At 70.4% G+C, this 15,646-nt stretch carries 16 protein-coding genes; 3 read left to right on the forward strand and 13 right to left on the reverse strand.

Translation table 11 applies throughout. From position 1 onward, the window contains the following. Window positions 1-44 precede the first annotated feature (44 nt). Entirely contained in the window at window positions 45-944 is a 900-nt protein-coding gene (locus CV755_RS10620; RefSeq protein WP_109279939.1) for a LysR family transcriptional regulator, read from the reverse strand. A gap of 151 nt (window positions 945-1,095) precedes the next feature. On the opposite strand from CV755_RS10620, the gene CV755_RS10625 reads away from it, so the two are divergent. After that, window positions 1,096-2,148: a YncE family protein gene (locus tag CV755_RS10625; RefSeq protein ID WP_109279940.1), complete on the forward strand. Its 1,053-nt coding sequence runs from the start codon at window positions 1,096-1,098 to the stop codon at window positions 2,146-2,148. Between the two features lie 198 nt (window positions 2,149-2,346). Further along, a complete protein-coding gene (locus CV755_RS10630) occupies window positions 2,347-4,293 on the forward strand; it encodes a beta-galactosidase (RefSeq protein ID WP_109279941.1) in 1,947 nt (648 codons plus the stop codon). A 74-nt stretch (window positions 4,294-4,367) separates the two neighbouring features. On the opposite strand, the gene CV755_RS10635 is transcribed toward CV755_RS10630, so the two are convergent. From CV755_RS10635 to CV755_RS10655, 5 genes are all read right to left on the reverse strand, one after another. Continuing rightward, window positions 4,368-5,828 (reverse strand): MFS transporter, encoded by a 1,461-nt coding sequence (locus CV755_RS10635; protein WP_109279942.1) that lies wholly within the window; start codon window positions 5,826-5,828, stop codon window positions 4,368-4,370. 152 nt (window positions 5,829-5,980) lie between these two features. Then, window positions 5,981-6,700 (reverse strand): lysozyme family protein, encoded by a 720-nt coding sequence (locus tag CV755_RS10640; protein ID WP_109279943.1) that lies wholly within the window; start codon window positions 6,698-6,700, stop codon window positions 5,981-5,983. 302 nt (window positions 6,701-7,002) lie between these two features. Further along, window positions 7,003-7,203 (reverse strand): hypothetical protein, encoded by a 201-nt coding sequence (locus CV755_RS10645; RefSeq protein WP_109279944.1) that lies wholly within the window; start codon window positions 7,201-7,203, stop codon window positions 7,003-7,005. 140 nt (window positions 7,204-7,343) lie between these two features. Beyond that, complete coding sequence (locus CV755_RS10650) at window positions 7,344-7,790, reverse strand: GNAT family N-acetyltransferase (protein ID WP_241561115.1); 447 nt, start codon at window positions 7,788-7,790, stop codon at window positions 7,344-7,346. A gap of 94 nt (window positions 7,791-7,884) precedes the next feature. Then, entirely contained in the window at window positions 7,885-9,282 is a 1,398-nt protein-coding gene (locus tag CV755_RS10655) for an MFS transporter (protein WP_109279946.1), read from the reverse strand. 155 nt (window positions 9,283-9,437) lie between these two features. On the opposite strand from CV755_RS10655, the gene CV755_RS10660 reads away from it, so the two are divergent. Further along, a complete protein-coding gene (locus CV755_RS10660; RefSeq protein ID WP_109279947.1) occupies window positions 9,438-10,310 on the forward strand; it encodes a helix-turn-helix transcriptional regulator in 873 nt (290 codons plus the stop codon). A gap of 21 nt (window positions 10,311-10,331) precedes the next feature. Here CV755_RS10660 and CV755_RS10665 read toward each other — a convergent pair whose 3' ends face one another. The 7 genes from CV755_RS10665 to CV755_RS10695 form a co-directional block, all read right to left on the reverse strand. Next, window positions 10,332-10,706: a hypothetical protein gene (locus CV755_RS10665; protein WP_153068640.1), complete on the reverse strand. Its 375-nt coding sequence runs from the start codon at window positions 10,704-10,706 to the stop codon at window positions 10,332-10,334. A 362-nt stretch (window positions 10,707-11,068) separates the two neighbouring features. Further along, on the reverse strand, window positions 11,069-11,809 hold the full coding sequence (locus tag CV755_RS10670) for a type 1 glutamine amidotransferase domain-containing protein (protein ID WP_161968660.1): 741 nt from the start codon (window positions 11,807-11,809) through the stop codon (window positions 11,069-11,071). A 65-nt stretch (window positions 11,810-11,874) separates the two neighbouring features. After that, window positions 11,875-12,933 carry a cupin domain-containing protein gene (locus tag CV755_RS10675; RefSeq protein ID WP_109279950.1) on the reverse strand — a complete coding sequence of 353 codons (1,059 nt, stop codon included), beginning with the start codon at window positions 12,931-12,933 and terminating at the stop codon, window positions 11,875-11,877. Continuing rightward, entirely contained in the window at window positions 12,930-14,396 is a 1,467-nt protein-coding gene (locus tag CV755_RS10680) for a pyridoxal phosphate-dependent decarboxylase family protein (protein ID WP_109279951.1), read from the reverse strand. Before CV755_RS10680 ends, CV755_RS10675 begins: the two co-directional genes overlap by 4 nt. After that, a complete protein-coding gene (locus CV755_RS10685) occupies window positions 14,383-14,709 on the reverse strand; it encodes a hypothetical protein (RefSeq protein WP_206608411.1) in 327 nt (108 codons plus the stop codon). The genes CV755_RS10680 and CV755_RS10685 overlap by 14 nt, the downstream gene beginning before the upstream one ends. Window positions 14,710-14,734: 25 nt before the next feature. Then, window positions 14,735-15,247, reverse strand: coding sequence for a hypothetical protein (locus CV755_RS10690; RefSeq protein ID WP_109279952.1), 513 nt, complete (start codon window positions 15,245-15,247; stop codon window positions 14,735-14,737). 109 nt (window positions 15,248-15,356) lie between these two features. Beyond that, window positions 15,357-15,644, reverse strand: a complete 288-nt coding sequence (locus CV755_RS10695; RefSeq protein ID WP_109279953.1) for a hypothetical protein — start codon at window positions 15,642-15,644, stop codon at window positions 15,357-15,359. Window positions 15,645-15,646: the final 2 nt, after the last annotated feature.

Below are 15,646 nucleotides of genomic sequence, written 5' to 3' on the forward strand. Positions count from 1 at the left end.
CTGACGCCGCGTACCCCGGACGCCCCGTCAGCGACGCGGAACGGCTACCCGGCCCCCGGCGGATCGAGGACCGCGGCCGCCAGGTGGTCCCGGAACCACCCATGCCCCGGATCGCTCGCGTTACGGGGGTGCCAGGCCATCCCGAAGTCCAGCGGTGCCACCTCCAGCGGCAGGGGGAAGGTACGCAGCCCCAGCGCGGAGATGGTGCCGGGGAGCCAGTCGGCCAGGGCGAGGGCGACCAGGTCCGTATTGCGGGCGAGAATCATCGCTCCGGTGTGGCTGGGCACCACCACCGCGACCCGGCGCCGCAGCCCCAGCTCCGCGAGCGCGTCGTCAATGGGCCCGAAGCGCTTGCCCAGCCGGGATATGCCGATGTGGTCGGCCGCGGCGAACCGGCGGGCGTCGATGGGCCCGTCGAAGAGGGGGTGACCGCTGCGCGCGACCCCGACCAGCGTCTTCCGCGTAAGCGGCCGGGTAAGGATCTCCGGGTCCAGATGTCCCAGGACGCCCAGTTCGACGTCCACCCAGCCCTGCCGCAGCGCGGGGCCGCCCTCCAGCGCCTCCGGCAGGAAGACCACGTCCACCCGCGGGGCCTCCGCGTGGATCCGGTCGCTCAGGGTCCCGGCCAGGCCCGACACCAGCAGATCGGTGGCCTGCACGGTAAAGGTGCGGTGGAGCCGGGCGGCGTCGAAACCGGCCCCGGGCCGCAGGAGGTTGTCGCAACCGCGCAGCAACGCGCCCACCTCCTCCCGGAGTTCCTGGGCGCGGGGGGTCGGGACCATGCCCTGGCCCGCACGGACCAGCAGCGGATCGCCGACCGCGCGGCGGAGCCGGGCCAGCATACGGCTGGCCGCCGCGGGTGAGGTGCCAAGCCGCTCGGCGGCGCGGGTCACGCTGTTCTCCTGGAGCAGGGCGTCCAGGGCCCTGAGCAGGTTGAGATCCACTCCACCCTCCTGAACTGCATTTTTGCGGCTGACGCAATAACTTGCTGCCAATCTTTGCATTGTTGGCGGGGTCCCCTCCCGGCGAGAGTGGAGTGGTCCGCGAAACCGCGTGCACCCGATGTCCCATCCGCCCAAGTGCAAGGAGCCCTCCATGCAGCAGTCCCCCCGCGCCGGCCGGGAAGGCGATGTGCTGGCCGTCGTCGCGCAGAAGGGCGCGACGGTCTCGTTCTTCGACGCCGCCTCCGACCGGCACCTCGGGAGCGTCCAAGTCCTGGCCGAGCCCCATGAGTTGTGCTTCGACCCCACCCAGCGGCTGCTGTGGTGCACCTCGACGTACCACTCGGGCTACTACCACGCCAACAGCGGCCGGCGCACCCAGCTGACCGTTGTGGACCCCGACACCCGCCGCATCGTCGAGGTCATCGACCTCGCCCCGGAACACGGTCCGCACGGGCTGGCCCTGGACACCGCCCGCGGCCGGCTGTACGTCAGTGTGGAGGGCTCGGCCGGCCGGCCGGGCGGTGTGGTGGTGATCGACACCGCGACCCGGCGGCCCCTGGGCAGGATCGACACCGACGCGCCCGGCCCGCACTGGTTCGCCATCGATGCGGCGGGGAGGCGGGGTTACGCCACCAACAAGGAGGCTCCGTTTGTCTCGGTCGTCGATCTCGAACGGGGAGTCCTCACCGCGAAGGCGGAGGTGCCGGGCAGCGAGGGGCTGGCCGTCTCCGCCGACGGTGCCCGGGTCTTCGTCGCCGCGCCCTACGCCTCCTTCGCCGCCACCGCCGGACAGCGGCCGGCCACGGGCATCCGGGTCATCGACGCCAGGACGGCGTCGGTGACCGGGATCCTGCCCACCGGCAGCATCGTCTTCCCGGTGCATCTGACGTCAACGGGCAAGCTGCTGGCGGGAGAAGTGCGCATGGAGCCCGACCCGGAGTCCCGGCTGGGGCGCCATGCGCCGGGCCGCCTCACCGTGTTCGACGCCGGCACCCACCAGCGGCTGGGCGAGCTGGAGGTGGGGCTCTTCCCGCTGACCATCACCGCCTCCCCCGACGGCCGGCTCGCCTATGTGTCCTGTGCCACCTCGTCCACCGTGGAGATCGTGGACCTGGAGACGCTCCAGGGCCTGGCCCGGCTGGACCTGTCCGGGACCGGCGGCTCCCTGGCACATGGCCTGGCCTATATCCCCCGCCCGGCATAGGGCGTTGACGGCCCGATCGGTGCCGCGCCCGGGCAGGCGCGGCACCCGCTGCCCGAAAGCCATCACCCCCCAACAGACCTGAACGGTAGGGCATGTTGACTTCCGTAGGTATCCGCCCAAGGATGCGCATGGGCACCAGCCGCCCCGCCCGCCCTTGTGCCCGGTGACCACGCTCCCTCGCCCTCCAAGGAGAGTCGCATGGACAGGCGCCGCTTTCTGACCCTCAGTGCGCTGACCCCGGCGGCGGCCGTACTCGCCACCGGGGACCCGGCCTTCGCCATGCCCGAGGGGGACGGACGCTCCCGCCCCGCGGGGCGGCACCGGTTCGGATTCGCCGCGGACGGCAGCGCCTTTCTGCTGGACGGCAAGCCCTTCCAGATCCGCAGCGGGGAGCTGCACCCGGCACGTATCCCGGTCCAGTACTGGCGGCACCGGATCCGGATGGCCAAGGCCATGGGCATCAACACCATCGCCCTGTACATCATGTGGAACCACATCGAAGAGCGGCCGGGCGTCTTCGACTTCCGCACCGACCGCCGCGACATAGCGCGCTTCATCCGGCTCTGCCAGGCCGAAGGCATGTGGGTGTTACTGCGCCCGGGTCCCTATGTATGCGCCGAATGGGACCTGGGCGGCATCCCGCCGTATCTGCTGCGTCATCCGGACATCCGGCTGCGGGTGGGCTCGGCCGCCGATCCGCGCTATATGGCCGCCGTCACCCGCTACTACCGGCAACTGGTGCCCCGGATCAGGCCATTGATGGCCGCCCATGGCGGCCCCGTACTGATGGTCCAGATCGAGAACGAGTACGGCTCCTACGGCAAGGACCACGCCTATCTGGAAGAACTGCGCCAACTGTGGATCGACGGCGGGGTACCGGGCCCGTTCTACACCCAGGACGGCCTATGGCAGGTGGAGATCAACCACACCAATGTGCCCGGCGGCGCCATCGGTCTCAGCGGCGGCGACGCCGGCGCAATCGCCGCCGCGCGCACCGCGTTCCCGGCTGCACCGGTGCTGGCCGGTGAAGTCTATCCCGGCTGGCTCACTCACTGGGGAGAGCCAGGATTCCAGGGACAGGACACCGATCTCTCCGCCACCCTGCGTGCGTTTATGGAGGGCGGCCTGTCATTCAACCTCTATATGATCCATGGCGGAACCAACTTCGGTTTCTTCGCCGGTGCCAACGCCAATGATCAGTCGGGCGATTACCAGGCCGACATCACCAGCTATGACTACTGCGCCCCCATCACCGAACAGGGCGTGGCCACGGCCCGCTACACCGCCTACCGCGACCTGATAGCGCGCTATCTGCCCTCGCCCCCGCCCAAGGTCCCGGCCCCCGTCCCCACCCTCGCCCGGGCCGGCCACCGCGCCCTGCTGCCAAGGCCCTTCGCCTCGGTATGGGACAACCTGCCCGCGCCGCTGCCCGGCGACCGTACGGTGGAGCCGCGGCCCATGGAAACCTACGGCCAGAACTCGGGATTCATCCTCTACCGCAAAACCCTCTCCGGTTTCACCGGCGGAACCCTGGACATCGCCTGGGTGCACGACTACGCCACCGTCTTCGTCAACGGCGCCTATCAGGGCGGATTTTCCCGCCAGAACATTCCGCCCGCACTGGCCGAGCGGCTCCGGGTCACCAATAACGACCGGCCCCTCCCCCTGCGTACCCCGGCGGCCGCGGAGGACGCACGGCTGGACATCTTTGTCGAAGGCATGGGACGCACCAACTACGGCCATGCGATGGTCGATCGCAAGGGCATTCTGGAATCGGTCCGGCTGACCGGCACCGGAGCGCCGTCCGGCCCGCTGACCGGCTGGGAGGTGTTTCTGCTGCCCATGGACGAGCGATATGTGCGCTCGCTGCGTCATCGCATCACCGACCCGGGCCGGCCCGGACTCTTCTTCCGCTGCGATCTCACCTTGAAGCGGACCGGCGACACCTATCTGGATATGTCGGGGTGGAGCAAGGGAGTTGTCTGGGTCAACGGCCATAACCTGGGGCGTTATTGGGAGATCGGCCCACAGCACCGGCTCTACTGTCCCGCGCCCTGGCTGCGCCGTGGCCGCAATGAGATCCTTATCTTCGATCATCACCGGACCCGGGCCGAGCCCATCTCCTTCGCCGACACTCTGGGCTGAGATACCCGGTGCCGCCCGCCGCGGCCGGGCCGCACCACCGGCTTCTCCGGTACGCGCCCAGGCCGCCGCGCCGCCTAACCCGTCCCCTCCGCGGTCAGCGGCCGCGCCACGTCCTCCAGCGAGCGGCGCTCGGCCGGCACCGCCAGCAGCGCGGCGACCACTCCCGCGGCCGTCATCAGCGCGGCACCGATCGCGAAGGCGAGCACCGTGTCGGCCACCACCCCGGAGCCGGTCAGCCGGGAGAACAGCAGCGGCCCGCTGATGCCGCCCACGGCCGTGCCCACGGCGTAGAAGAAGGCGATCGCCAGCGCCCTGGTCTCCATGGGAAAGACCTCGCTCACCGTCAGATACGCACTGCTCGCCCCGGCCGAGGCGAAGAACAGCACCACACACCAACAGCCGGTGAGAGTGGTGGCGTTGAGCGAGCCACGGCCGAACAGCCAGGCGGTGGCGAACAGCAGCAGGCCGCTGAGCAGATAGGTGCCGCTGATCATCACCCGGCGGCCGAGGGTGTCGAAGAGACGGCCCAGCAGCAGCGGGCCCAGGAAGTTGCCGAAGGCGATCACGGCGAAGTAGTAGCCGGTATGCCCCGAGGGCACCGAGAAGAAGTGATTGAGGATGGCGCCGTAGCCGAAGGTGATGGCGTTGTAGAGGAAGGCCTGCCCGACGAAGAGGGCCAGCCCCAGTGCGGCCCGGCGCGGATAGGACCGGAAGACCGTGCGGGCGATGGTCACAAAGCCGATGCTGCGCCGCTGGTGGATGGTGATGGGATGGTCCACCGGCGCCGGCTGTTGGCCGGTCTGTGCGGCCACCTTCCGCTCGATGGAGGCCACCAGTTGCTCCGCCTCCTCGCCCCGGCCATGGATGAACAGCCAGCGCGGCGACTCGGGCACATTGCGCCGTACCAGCAGGATCACCAGCCCCAGCAGCACACCCAGACCGAAGGTCAGCCGCCATCCCACATCGGCGGGGAGCAGGGAGGTGTTCAGCATGGCGACGGAGAGCAGTGAGCCGCCCACGGCGCCGATCCAGAAGCTGCCGTTGACGATCAGATCGACGCGGCCCCGGTAGTCGGCCGGGATCAGTTCGTCGATGGCGGAGTTGATGGCCGCGTACTCACCGCCGATGCCGCACCCGGTCAGAAAGCGGAACAGGAAGAACCACCAGGGCTGGAAGGACAGACCGGTCAGGGCGGTGGCGGTCAGATAGAGCGCCAGAGTGAGCAGAAAGAGTCGCTTACGGCCGAAACGGTCGGTCAGCCAGCCGAAGAACAGCGCACCCACGCAGGCGCCCGCCACATAGAGCGCGGCGGCGGTCCCGGTGACCTGGGCGCTGCTGATGTGCAGACCGCTGCCGGGGTGGGACAGCCGGGAAGCGATATTGCCCACCACGGTCACTTCCAGACCGTCCAGGATCCACACGGTGCCCAGCCCCAGGACCACCGTCCAGTGCCAGCGCGACCAGGGCAGCCGGTCCAGTCTGGCGGGAACGGAGGTACGTATGGTGCCCGGCTGGTCGGAGCACTGAACGGCCATGCCCTGATGCCTCCCAGCTGCTTCTTGGCCGGGGCCCCATGCCCTGGCGGACGTTCCCACGGGTGCCCAGGGCGGCTTTGCACATGCATGGTCATGCGTAGGGCGGCGGCTCCGGCTGGGTACCGGGGCCGCCGCCCTGAGGGAGCGCTTCTTTAGTAAGCGGAGTTGACGTTGTCCATGGAGCCATAGGTCTTGGCCGCGTAGTTGCAGGACGCCACGATGTTGGCCACCGGGTCCCAGATGTTCCAGGACGTGCCGTCCACGTGGAAGGCCTTGAAGGTGGGGTCGATGATCTGCAGCAGACCCTTGGACGGGATACCGGCCTGGGCGTTGACGTCCCAGTCGTTGATCGACTGGGGGTTGCCGCTCGACTCACGCATGATGTTGCGCTTGATGCCGTCGTAGGAGCCGGGGATGCCCTTGGCGTGCATGATGTCCAGCGCCTGGCTGATCCAGCCGTCCAGGTTGTCCGCGTACGCCTTGGGGGCCGGAGCGGCCGGGGCAGCCGGGGCGGCGGCGATGGGCTTGCGGGCCTCGGAGCGGCCGGCGGCGGCCTTGGCGGCGTGCGCCTTCTCGGCGGCCTTGGCCTTCTCGGCGGCCTTGGCGTCGGCCTGCTTCTTGGCGGCGGTGGCCTTGACCGTGGCGGCCTGGGCCTTGGCCTGGGCGGCGGCGGTGTCCGACAGCTGGGTCAGCTCGGCCTGGCCCGCACCGGAGAAGGTCTGCGCATTCCACGCGACCGGCTTGACCGAGGAGGACTCGGCGGCCGAAGCGGTGCCCGCCACGCCCAGGGCGAGAGCGGCGGCACCAGCGGTGGCAATACCGGCGGCGGCGAACTTGTGGGCCTTGGTCAGGTGGGTATAGCCAGAACGCATAAGTGAGCTGAACCTTCCAGTGGGGGGAATCTGCCGCAGCGGCCCTCATCGGCGCGAAAGAAGCGCCGCGTCTCGATCCGACGGCGCCCTGCGACCCGACCAGTCTTAGCGACGCAAAAACCCCCTGGCAAAGGGTGTGACCTACGAAAGAACCCCATGCAGAGGGCACACCACTTCCGCCAATTCGCCATTCCACGCGTTCGGTTATCACGAAAGAGGCTCGTAAGTGACGTGGGTCTCATGGGCGGGCTCACACTCCACACCCCCCGATCTCACCCACCGCCCAACAACCGCTACAGATTTCAGCCTTTGCGGGTGGCCCACGCCTCGGCGTGGAACCCCGGGTCCACCCGGTCCACCATGAACCCCGCATCGGCGATGGCACCGGCGAACTTCTCGGCGTCCCGGACGGTGTACCAGCGCCTGCCGTCCGGCCCCTCGAGCCAGCCCATACGGCCGGAGGACTTCAGGCAGGCATACAGCTTGCCGCCGGGGCAGGGCACCGCAGCGAACCGGCGAAACACTGGACCCGGTCCAACATTTTTTCGGCCTGGCGCAGCTGTCCGCAGCACCACGGGTGCGGCACCGGAACCGTCCGGGGGCGGGGACGGCGTAACCGTACCCCGCCCCACCGAGGTCCTGATCATGGGAGGGTGATCGCCATCAGGGGCAGGGTTCGCCCGGGTATCGAACCCGAGGGGGTGCTGCCGATGAGCGTGGCCCCCATGGCCCGGTAGAAGGGCTCGGCATGGGGGTCCGCGTCAATGGTGAGGCGGGTGAAACCGTGGTCCGCGGCGGTGGTGGTGGCGTGCTCGAACAGGCGCCGGCCAACGCCCTTGCCAATGGCGTGCGGTTCCACAAAGAGCATGCTCAGGATTCCCGACGGCGGGCTCCCCTGCACGGTGACAAAGCCCTGGATCCGGCCGTCCTGCTCGGCCACCGCGGTTGCTTCGACTTCATCTGCCGAGAGGGTCAGTTCATCTCGGCAGGCGGCGATGAACGCCTCGTCATAGCCCCAGTACGCCTTGGAGCGAAGCGCCAGTTCGCTCAGCATTCCGGCTTCATCTGTCCGCGCGGCCCTGATGAGCACGCTCGCCTCCCTTGATTCTCCTGCTTTCGCGGTCTCTGGCTCCGGCAGGAATTCTGGCCTCAACGCGGCGATCGGACCAGGGAATTACGCTTTCTCACCGCCGCGGCAGCAGTGCGGCCGCGGCCAGCGCCATGGCCGCGAGCAGGCCGCCGGCCAGCAGCAGACTCTCCCGCATCCCGGACGCGAAGTCCCCCGCCAGCAGCGCGCCGAAGACGGCGATGCTCAGCGCTCCGCCCGTCTGGCGGCTGGTGTTGAGCAGTGCCGCCGCCGTGCCGGCCCGCTCGGCCGGGACGCTTTCCAGCATCAGGGAGGTCAGCGCCGGCACGGCCAGGGAGCCGCCGATGCCCAGCGGGATCATCAGCAGGGCGGTCGCCCAGGCGGGCGTCGCGGTGCCGACGGCCAGCAGTCCGCCACAGCCCAGCGCGGAGGTCAGCAGGCCCAGGACGACCACCGTCCGGGCACCGAAGCGGGAAACCGCCCTGGGCGAAAGGTAGTTGAAGACAGCGGTGACCAAGGCCATGGGCACAAACATCTTCCCGGCCGAGAGCGCGGACTGTCCGCGCTGCCCCTGGAAGCAGAGGCTCAGTACGAACACCACGCCGTAGAAGGCGGCGTTGAGGGCGAAGCCCGCGATGACCGGCACGGTGACGCCCCGGTTGCGGAACAGTGCCAGGGGCAGCATCGGCGCCCGCCGCCGTGATTCGACGGCCACAAAACCGGCCCCCGACAGCACGGCGACCGCGGCCATGACCGACACGGTGCCGGTGAGCCCGCGGTGTCCGCCCTCGATCACCGCGAAGGTCAGCGCGGCCAGCGCCAGTACGGCCGTCAGCTGCCCCGGCAGGTCGAACCCGGCACGGTGGCGCGGGGAGCGCGCCGCCCGCAGCAGAAGCAGCAGACCGGCGGCTCCGGCCGGTGCGTTGAGGCAGAAGACGGCGCGCCAGGTCCATTCCGTGGTGAGCAGCCCGCCCAGGAGAGGGCCCACCGCGATGGCCACCGCGCCGCCGACCGTCCATAGGGCGATGCCGCGCGCCCGCGCCGCCGGTTCGGGGAAGGCCTGGCGGATCAGCGCCAGCGAGGCGGGCATCATCACCGCTGCCGCACTCCCCTGCACCACCCGCGCCGCCGTCAGCGCCTCCAGCGTCGGCGCCGCCCCGCAGGCCAGCGAGGCGAGGGTGAACACGCCCAGTCCCCAGCCGTAGGCGCGCCGGGCGCCCACCGCGTCGGAAAGCGAACCGGCGGAGAGCATCAGCGCCGCGAACATCAAGGTGTAGCTGTCGGCGACCCATTGCAGCCCGGACATCGAGCCGCCGAGTTCCTTGCCCACGGCGGGCAGCGCGATGGTCACCCCCGAGACATCAACCGTGATCACAAAGAAGCCGAGGACGGCGGCGGCCAGCGCCGCGGCGGCGGAGCCCCGGCGCTCCTGCGTACCCCGGCTCTCCGCCCTGTCCTCGGCTTCCCCACGCGTCCCGGATCGCGTCAGGCTCATTGTGCTCCGCTCCTTGCCGTTGCCGGTCCCATCGGTTACGGAGTGCAGCCTGCTCGGCGCGGGCGTTGCCCGGCAGACCGGGCCGCGCCGGGGAGCAGCGTTCCTGGACCCGGTACGGCCTCCCTGCGCTCCCGGCCCTTTGTGACAATGGCCGGATGAGCGAAGGTACGGAACTGGGCCGCTTTCTCCGGGCCCGGCGCCAGCAGGTCCGCCCGGAGGATGTGGGCCTGCCCGCCGGAACGGGCATCCGCCGCACTCCGGGGCTGCGCCGCGAGGAGCTGGCCACCCTGGCCGGGGTCAGCGTCGATTACTACGCACGGCTGGAACGCGGCCGCGAGACCCGGCCCTCACCGGCCGTGGTCAACGCGCTCGGCGAGGTGCTGCGGCTCTCCCCCGATGAACTCAAGCGGCTGCACGAGCTGGTGGCGCTCGCCGCGGGCCATGTACCGGCGCCCTGCGCCGGACCGTCGCGTACGGTGCGGGATTCGGTGCGCCTGCTGCTGGAGACGCTGCGCCCGGCACCGGCGTATGTGGTCAGCCGCACCAATGACCTGCTGGCCACCAATCGGCCCGGCCTGCGCCTGTTCCCCGGCATCACGGACTGGCCGGAGGAGCGCCGCAATGCCACCCGCTATATGTTCCTGCACCCCATGGGCCGCAAGCTCTACCGCGACTGGGAGCAGCTGGCGGCACACAGCGCCGCCCATCTGCGGGCCATCGCCGGTGCCGACCCGGATATGCCGGAGCTGGCGCAGCTTGTCGGCGAACTGGTGGTGAAGAGCCCGGAGTTCGCCCGGCTGTGGGAACGGTACGACGTACGGGCGCGTGGTGGCGGCCAGAAGCACTTCCAGCACCCGGAGGTCGGCTCGATGCGTCTCGACTTCGAGGTGATGGCGATCTTCCACACGGACGGCCAGCGCCTGGTCACCTACCAGGCGCCGCCCGGTACACCGGACCATGACGCGATGCTGCTCCTGGACATGGCCAGTCCCGAGGACGCGGCGCTGCCCGAGGCGGCACCTCGATAGGCCGGTCCCGGCGCCCGTCGGCTAAAGGATCACCAGTGTCGAGGGGCCGTCGATCATCTCGACCCCCTTCTCGGTGGCGCAGTCCAGCGCGTTGAGCGTGAGCTGCGCCCCGGGGGAACTCACCGTGTGCCCCTGGTACTTGCCCTTGATCACGGTGCCCTCCACCAGGGACAGCACCTCGCCGCCCGCCACCGGGACCAGGGGCTGTGGCTTGTAGAGCACCGTGCTGTGCTCGCCGGAGTTCCAGGTGATCATCTCCACCGCGGTGGTGGCCAGAGACCGGCAGCCGGCCTCCCCCGCACCCTTGATCACGGACTTGGCCCACTTGACCGCGGGATCGGCCCCCGCGCAGGTGTAGTGCGCGGTGCCATGGAGCTTGGAGTGCCTGGTCCGCAACGACAGTCCCGGGGAGAAACGGATGGCGGCGCTGCCCGCGCAGACCAGCGTGGAGCCGGATCCGCCCCCGGGGTGACCCGGTTGAGCCGCGGCGGGGTACACCGCGGGCCCTGCCGCCAGAGCCGCCGCGACGGCCATACAGCCCCAAGCCCTGCGCCAAGTACGCTTCAAAGTACGCCCTTTCCCCATGGGAACCGAACCGGTCGATCCGCATCGTGCCAAGTCCGGTGGCGCCTTCCGCGGGGGATCGGCGGAGAACTCCCCGGGAGGGGACGGCAGATCGCAGCATCCCAGGGGTCACACGGCGCGCGGGACCTCAAGTGCGCCCCGAAAACTACCGTTTGGCCCGGATAAGGTCCGGGTCAGATGGTGGGTGCGGCATTCGCCCGGCCTTGCGTTCCGGTGAGCACGGCCAGGAGGCGGGCGGCCAGCGGGCGGGCCGAGGCGGGGTTCTGGCCGGTGAGCAGGCCGCGGTCCTGGACCAGGTGTTCCCGCCAGGGCCCCGGGCCCGGCCGGAAGTCGGCGCCCCGGGCGGTCAGGGCCTGCTGGGCGGTCCAGGGCAGGGTGTCCAGCAGGCCCACGTCCTTCTCCTCCTGGTCGGTGAAGGAGGTCATCCGGTAGCCGGTGAACGGCCAGTCACCGGCGGGCGTCCGGCAGGAGAGCAGGGCGGCCGGACCGTGGCAGACGGCGGCGATGGGACGGCCGGCGCGCTGGGTCTCCTCCAGGACGCGGCCGCAGTGCGGGTCGGACCACAGGTCGGCCATCGGCGCGTATCCACCGGGGATGAAGACCGCGTCCTGGACCGGGCCCTTGATGGCGTGCAGGGGAACCGGCTGGGCCAGCAGCCCTTGCAGGGCGGCGACTTCGCGGCGCAGGGTGTCGCAGCGGTCCGGGGGCAGGGCGGCCCCTTCCGGGGTGAACCCGGCGGGATCCGGTACGGCGGGCCGTCCGCCCGGAGTCGCAAGGGTGATATGTGCCCCGGCGGCGGCGAACTCCTTCAGCGGTTCGATGACTTCCTCGGGCCAGAAGCCGGTCGTCCGGCAACTTCCGTCGGTGAGCGGCAGTTGGGTGGCGGCGGACAGGATCATCAGGATGCGGGGCATGGCAGGGCTTTCCTCTCGCATTTCGGGTCGCGGGCCCGGGGCATGCCCGCCCCGGGCCCGGCCGGTCAGTTCGCCGCGTCCTCGACGGCTTCCTCGGCGTACAGGCCGAGGGCCCTCAGCAGGGGGAACTCATCGGCCGAGAACAGCACCGCCTGCTGGGTGGAGCTGCGGTTGGCGTGGGAGTGCGCTGCCCAGGAGGGGACACAGAAGGTGTCCCCCGCCGACCACTCGAAGCCGGTGCCGTCGATGACGGTGGTGCCGCGGCCCTGGGCCGCGACATAGACCACGGAGCCGGTGTGCCGGTGGGCCGTCGTCCGCTCGCCGCCCTGGAGGAGTTGCAGCCGGCAGCCGGTGGTGGGGGTTACCGGGCCGCCGGTGGCCGGGTTGGCGTATTCCAGGACCACCCCGTCATAGGGGTCGTGGTGCCCGGCCCGGGCGGCGGCATCCAGGGCTTCCCGGCACTTCTCCCAGGGGTAGGCGTACAGCGGTGACGCCTGGTGCCCGCGGCGGGTGTCGGGCAGCAGGAGGCCGCCCCAGGAGGCGAGGGTGTCGCGGCGTGGGGTGGAGGTCAAATGGGTTCCCTGGGGGTGGAGTTCAAAGAAGGTGGCGCCCAGGGTGTTCACCAGGGGGTCGTTGGTGAGGTCCTGCCAGATGACCAGTCCGTCGTCGGCGTCATTGCCGTGCTCGTGCCACCGGCGGCCGGGAGTGATCACCACATCGCCCGCGCCGACGGATATGCGGTCGCCGTCCACAGCGGTCCAGCCGCCCCGGCCCTCATGGACAAAGCGGATGGCCGAGGCCGCGTGCCGGTGGCAGGTCATGGCCTCATGCGGCTTGAGCGCCTGGAGGCCGGAGTAGAGGTGGCCGCAGGCGGCCTCATAGGAGCGGTGCCCCGGATTGAGGTGGGTGATCACGCGCAGCGCTGCGGCGTCGCCCTTGACGAACTCGGCGGCCTCCAGCACAAAGGGGCGCAGATCGGCATAGCGCCAGAGGCAGGGCATGGACCGGGGCGCCGGGGTCCAGGGCAGGTCGTCATTGACCGCCGACCAGCGGCCTACGGCGGAGAAGGCGGCGAGGCGGCCGGCGAAGGTGTCCGGGCCGGCGGGATGCGCGGTGGCCGTCATAGGGACTTCCCCTCCTCGGCCGCGGCCGCGGTGAGCTCCGCCCACAGGGCGTCCACGTCCTCGGCCAGGGTGTGGATATTGCCGATGGAGACGCGGATGACATAGCCGGCGTCCACCACCGTGTGGGAGACATAGGACCGGCGTCCGGCGTTGACTCTGTGGTGGATGCGCCGGTTGAGGTCGTCGGTCTCCTGGGGGCTCAGGCCCTCCGGGGCGTAGCGCAGGCAGACCAGGGGGAAGGGCGTACGGGGGTTGGTGATCTGCCAGTGCGGGGTGTTCCCGGCGGCGGCCCGCAGCCGGCCGGCGAGCCCGGCCGCCGCGTCGAGCCGGCCGGCGATCCCCCGGACGCCGAAGGACTTGATCAGCCACCACAGTTTGAGGGCGCGGAACTGACGCCCCAGCTGCAGCGAGTAGTTCATGAAATCCACGCTGCCGTCCTCGTGCCGGGTGGTCAGATACTCGGGCACCAGCCGGAAGGTGTTGGTCAGCGCGTCCCGGTGCCGGGTCAGCAGGGCGCTGGCCTCCATGGGGCACAGCAGCACCTTGTGCGGGTTGGCCACCAGGGAGTCGGCGAGGGAGAGGTCCGGCAGATGCGGCCGGATCCGGTCGGCCAGGCGCCAGAAGCCGCCATAGGCCGCGTCCACATGGAGCCAGAGGGCATGCCGGTCACAGATCTCGGCGATGGCCGGTACCGGGTCGATGCCGCCGGTGGAGGTGGTGCCCACATTGGCGACCACGGCCAGCGGCCGGTGGCCGGCGCGGAGGTCCTGGCGGACCCGGGCCGCCAACTCGACGGGGTCCAGGGCACCTTCGCGGCCCGTGGGGATACGGACCACATGGTCCAGCCCGATGCCCAGGGTGATGGCGGCCTTGTCCAGGCTGCTGTGGGTCTGGTCGGAGGCGTAGACGCGCAGGGTGGGGCCGCCCGCCATGCCGGTGCGGCGGACATCGAAGCCGCCGAGGCGCTCCCGGGCCGCGGCCAGCGCATACAAGGTGGCCAGGGAGGCGCCGTCCACCAGCACCGCGTCCCCGTCACCGGGGTAGGCCAGCATCTCGCAGAGCCAGCGCAGCACGGTGCTTTCCACGGCGGCGGCCGCCGGGGCCGCGTCCCAGAGCATCACATTGACATTCAGCGCGGCGGTGGCCGCCTCGGCGAGGATCGCCGGGCCGCTGGAGCTGTTGGCGAAGTAGGCGTGAAATCGCGGGTGGTTCCACAGGGTCAGGTGGGGGCGCACCTCGTCCCAGGTCCGGTCGAGGATCTCGGTGAAGTCCTGGGGCTGCTCGGGCAGCGGTTCGTCGAAGAGTTCGCGGATCTCCTTGGCCGGCCGGTCGGTGGTGACGGGCTGGGAGCGCAGGGTCTCGAAGTGTTCACGCAGCCGGGTCAGCAACAGCCGCCCGTACTCTTCCAGTTGCTCCGGGGTCCAGTCCCCCACGGCGGAGACGGCCGGCTCAGTGGTGGTCATGCTCGACCTCCACGGGCAGTTCCACGGCGTAGCGGATCTCCCGGGGGCGGGTGCAGTAGGCGGCTATCAGCGGCCGGACGATGGGCTCTTCGGTGGTCAGCAGGTCGGCGTGGTCCTCGGCACTGCGCCAGGGGTAGACCCAGGTGACGATGCGGGGGTCGCGGTGGTCCTGGAGGAAGGTGGCGTGTCCGCTCCATCCCGGGTGGTGATGGGCGTTCTCGCCCAGGGCGTCATCGATGATCTGCATGGTGCGGGTGGCCTGCTGGGCGGCCTCGTCGGTCAGATACCAGGTTTCCACGATGGTGAAGGACACCAAAGTCTCCTAGGGTGCGGGGCGTTCAGCCGCGGGTGGTGTCGAAGTGCTGCTGGAGCAGGGAGGTTCCGCCGGGGACGAATTTCTCGCAGATGAGCTTGTGGTGGGCGCGGTTGCGCGACTGTTCCTGCCATAGCCGCCGGGCGGCCTGGCATACCTCGGCGGGGGCCGAGCCGTCGCGGGCGGCCTGCTTCAGGGGCCCGCGGACGGACTTCAGCAGGCCGAGCATCCGCTCATGGTCGGTGTTGAACTTGCCCGAGAATCCCGGGCTGACCCAGGGGGGTTCCATTGCCGGGCGCAGCAGGCCCGTATAGGTCTCCTTGGGGAAGTCCGAGGCATAGCGCATGGAGGCCGTGGAGGCGCGGTAGAGCCGGGTGAGGATGTCCAGCAGCCGCCGGCAGGCGGGCCAGTTCTCCTGCTCCAGGGCGGTGCGCAGGGCGATGAGGTGGGTGTTCATCACGGTCAGATGGAGGTGGAACACATGGTGTCCCAGCTTCCACCTGCGTATGGCGGTTTCCTGGTCGGCGGACAGGGCCATGAGTCGCTCCTGGTGAGTCGGTTGGTGGGTGGCCGGCTCGGACAGGTGCCGCCGGCGCGGTGCCCGGGCGGGGGCGCGAGGGAACCGGCTTGGGCGCGGTGGGAGTTGGTCAATGATCGGTGGTGAGCGTCAGGGCGTGCTGGAGCAGCAGGTTCATGCCGTCCAGCAGGTCGGCGCGTTCGGCCTCGTCGAGGCTGGTGCCGGGCAGGTCGTCGGCGACCTTGCGGGTCACCGCGAGGGTCTGGGCGGCCCAGGCGGTGTCGGAGATCTCACCGTGGTGGATGCGGAAGAAGCCGTCGTACTCCTCGGGTCCGCTGACCTCTCCGGGGGCCTGTCCAGTGCGGGGCAGGCTGACCGGGGCGATGAGGCCGTGGTCGTCGGGCGGCGGTTGGTTCATCT

This window comes from Streptomyces orinoci (assembly GCF_003121295.1).
Classification (GTDB): domain Bacteria; phylum Actinomycetota; class Actinomycetes; order Streptomycetales; family Streptomycetaceae; genus Streptomyces; species Streptomyces orinoci.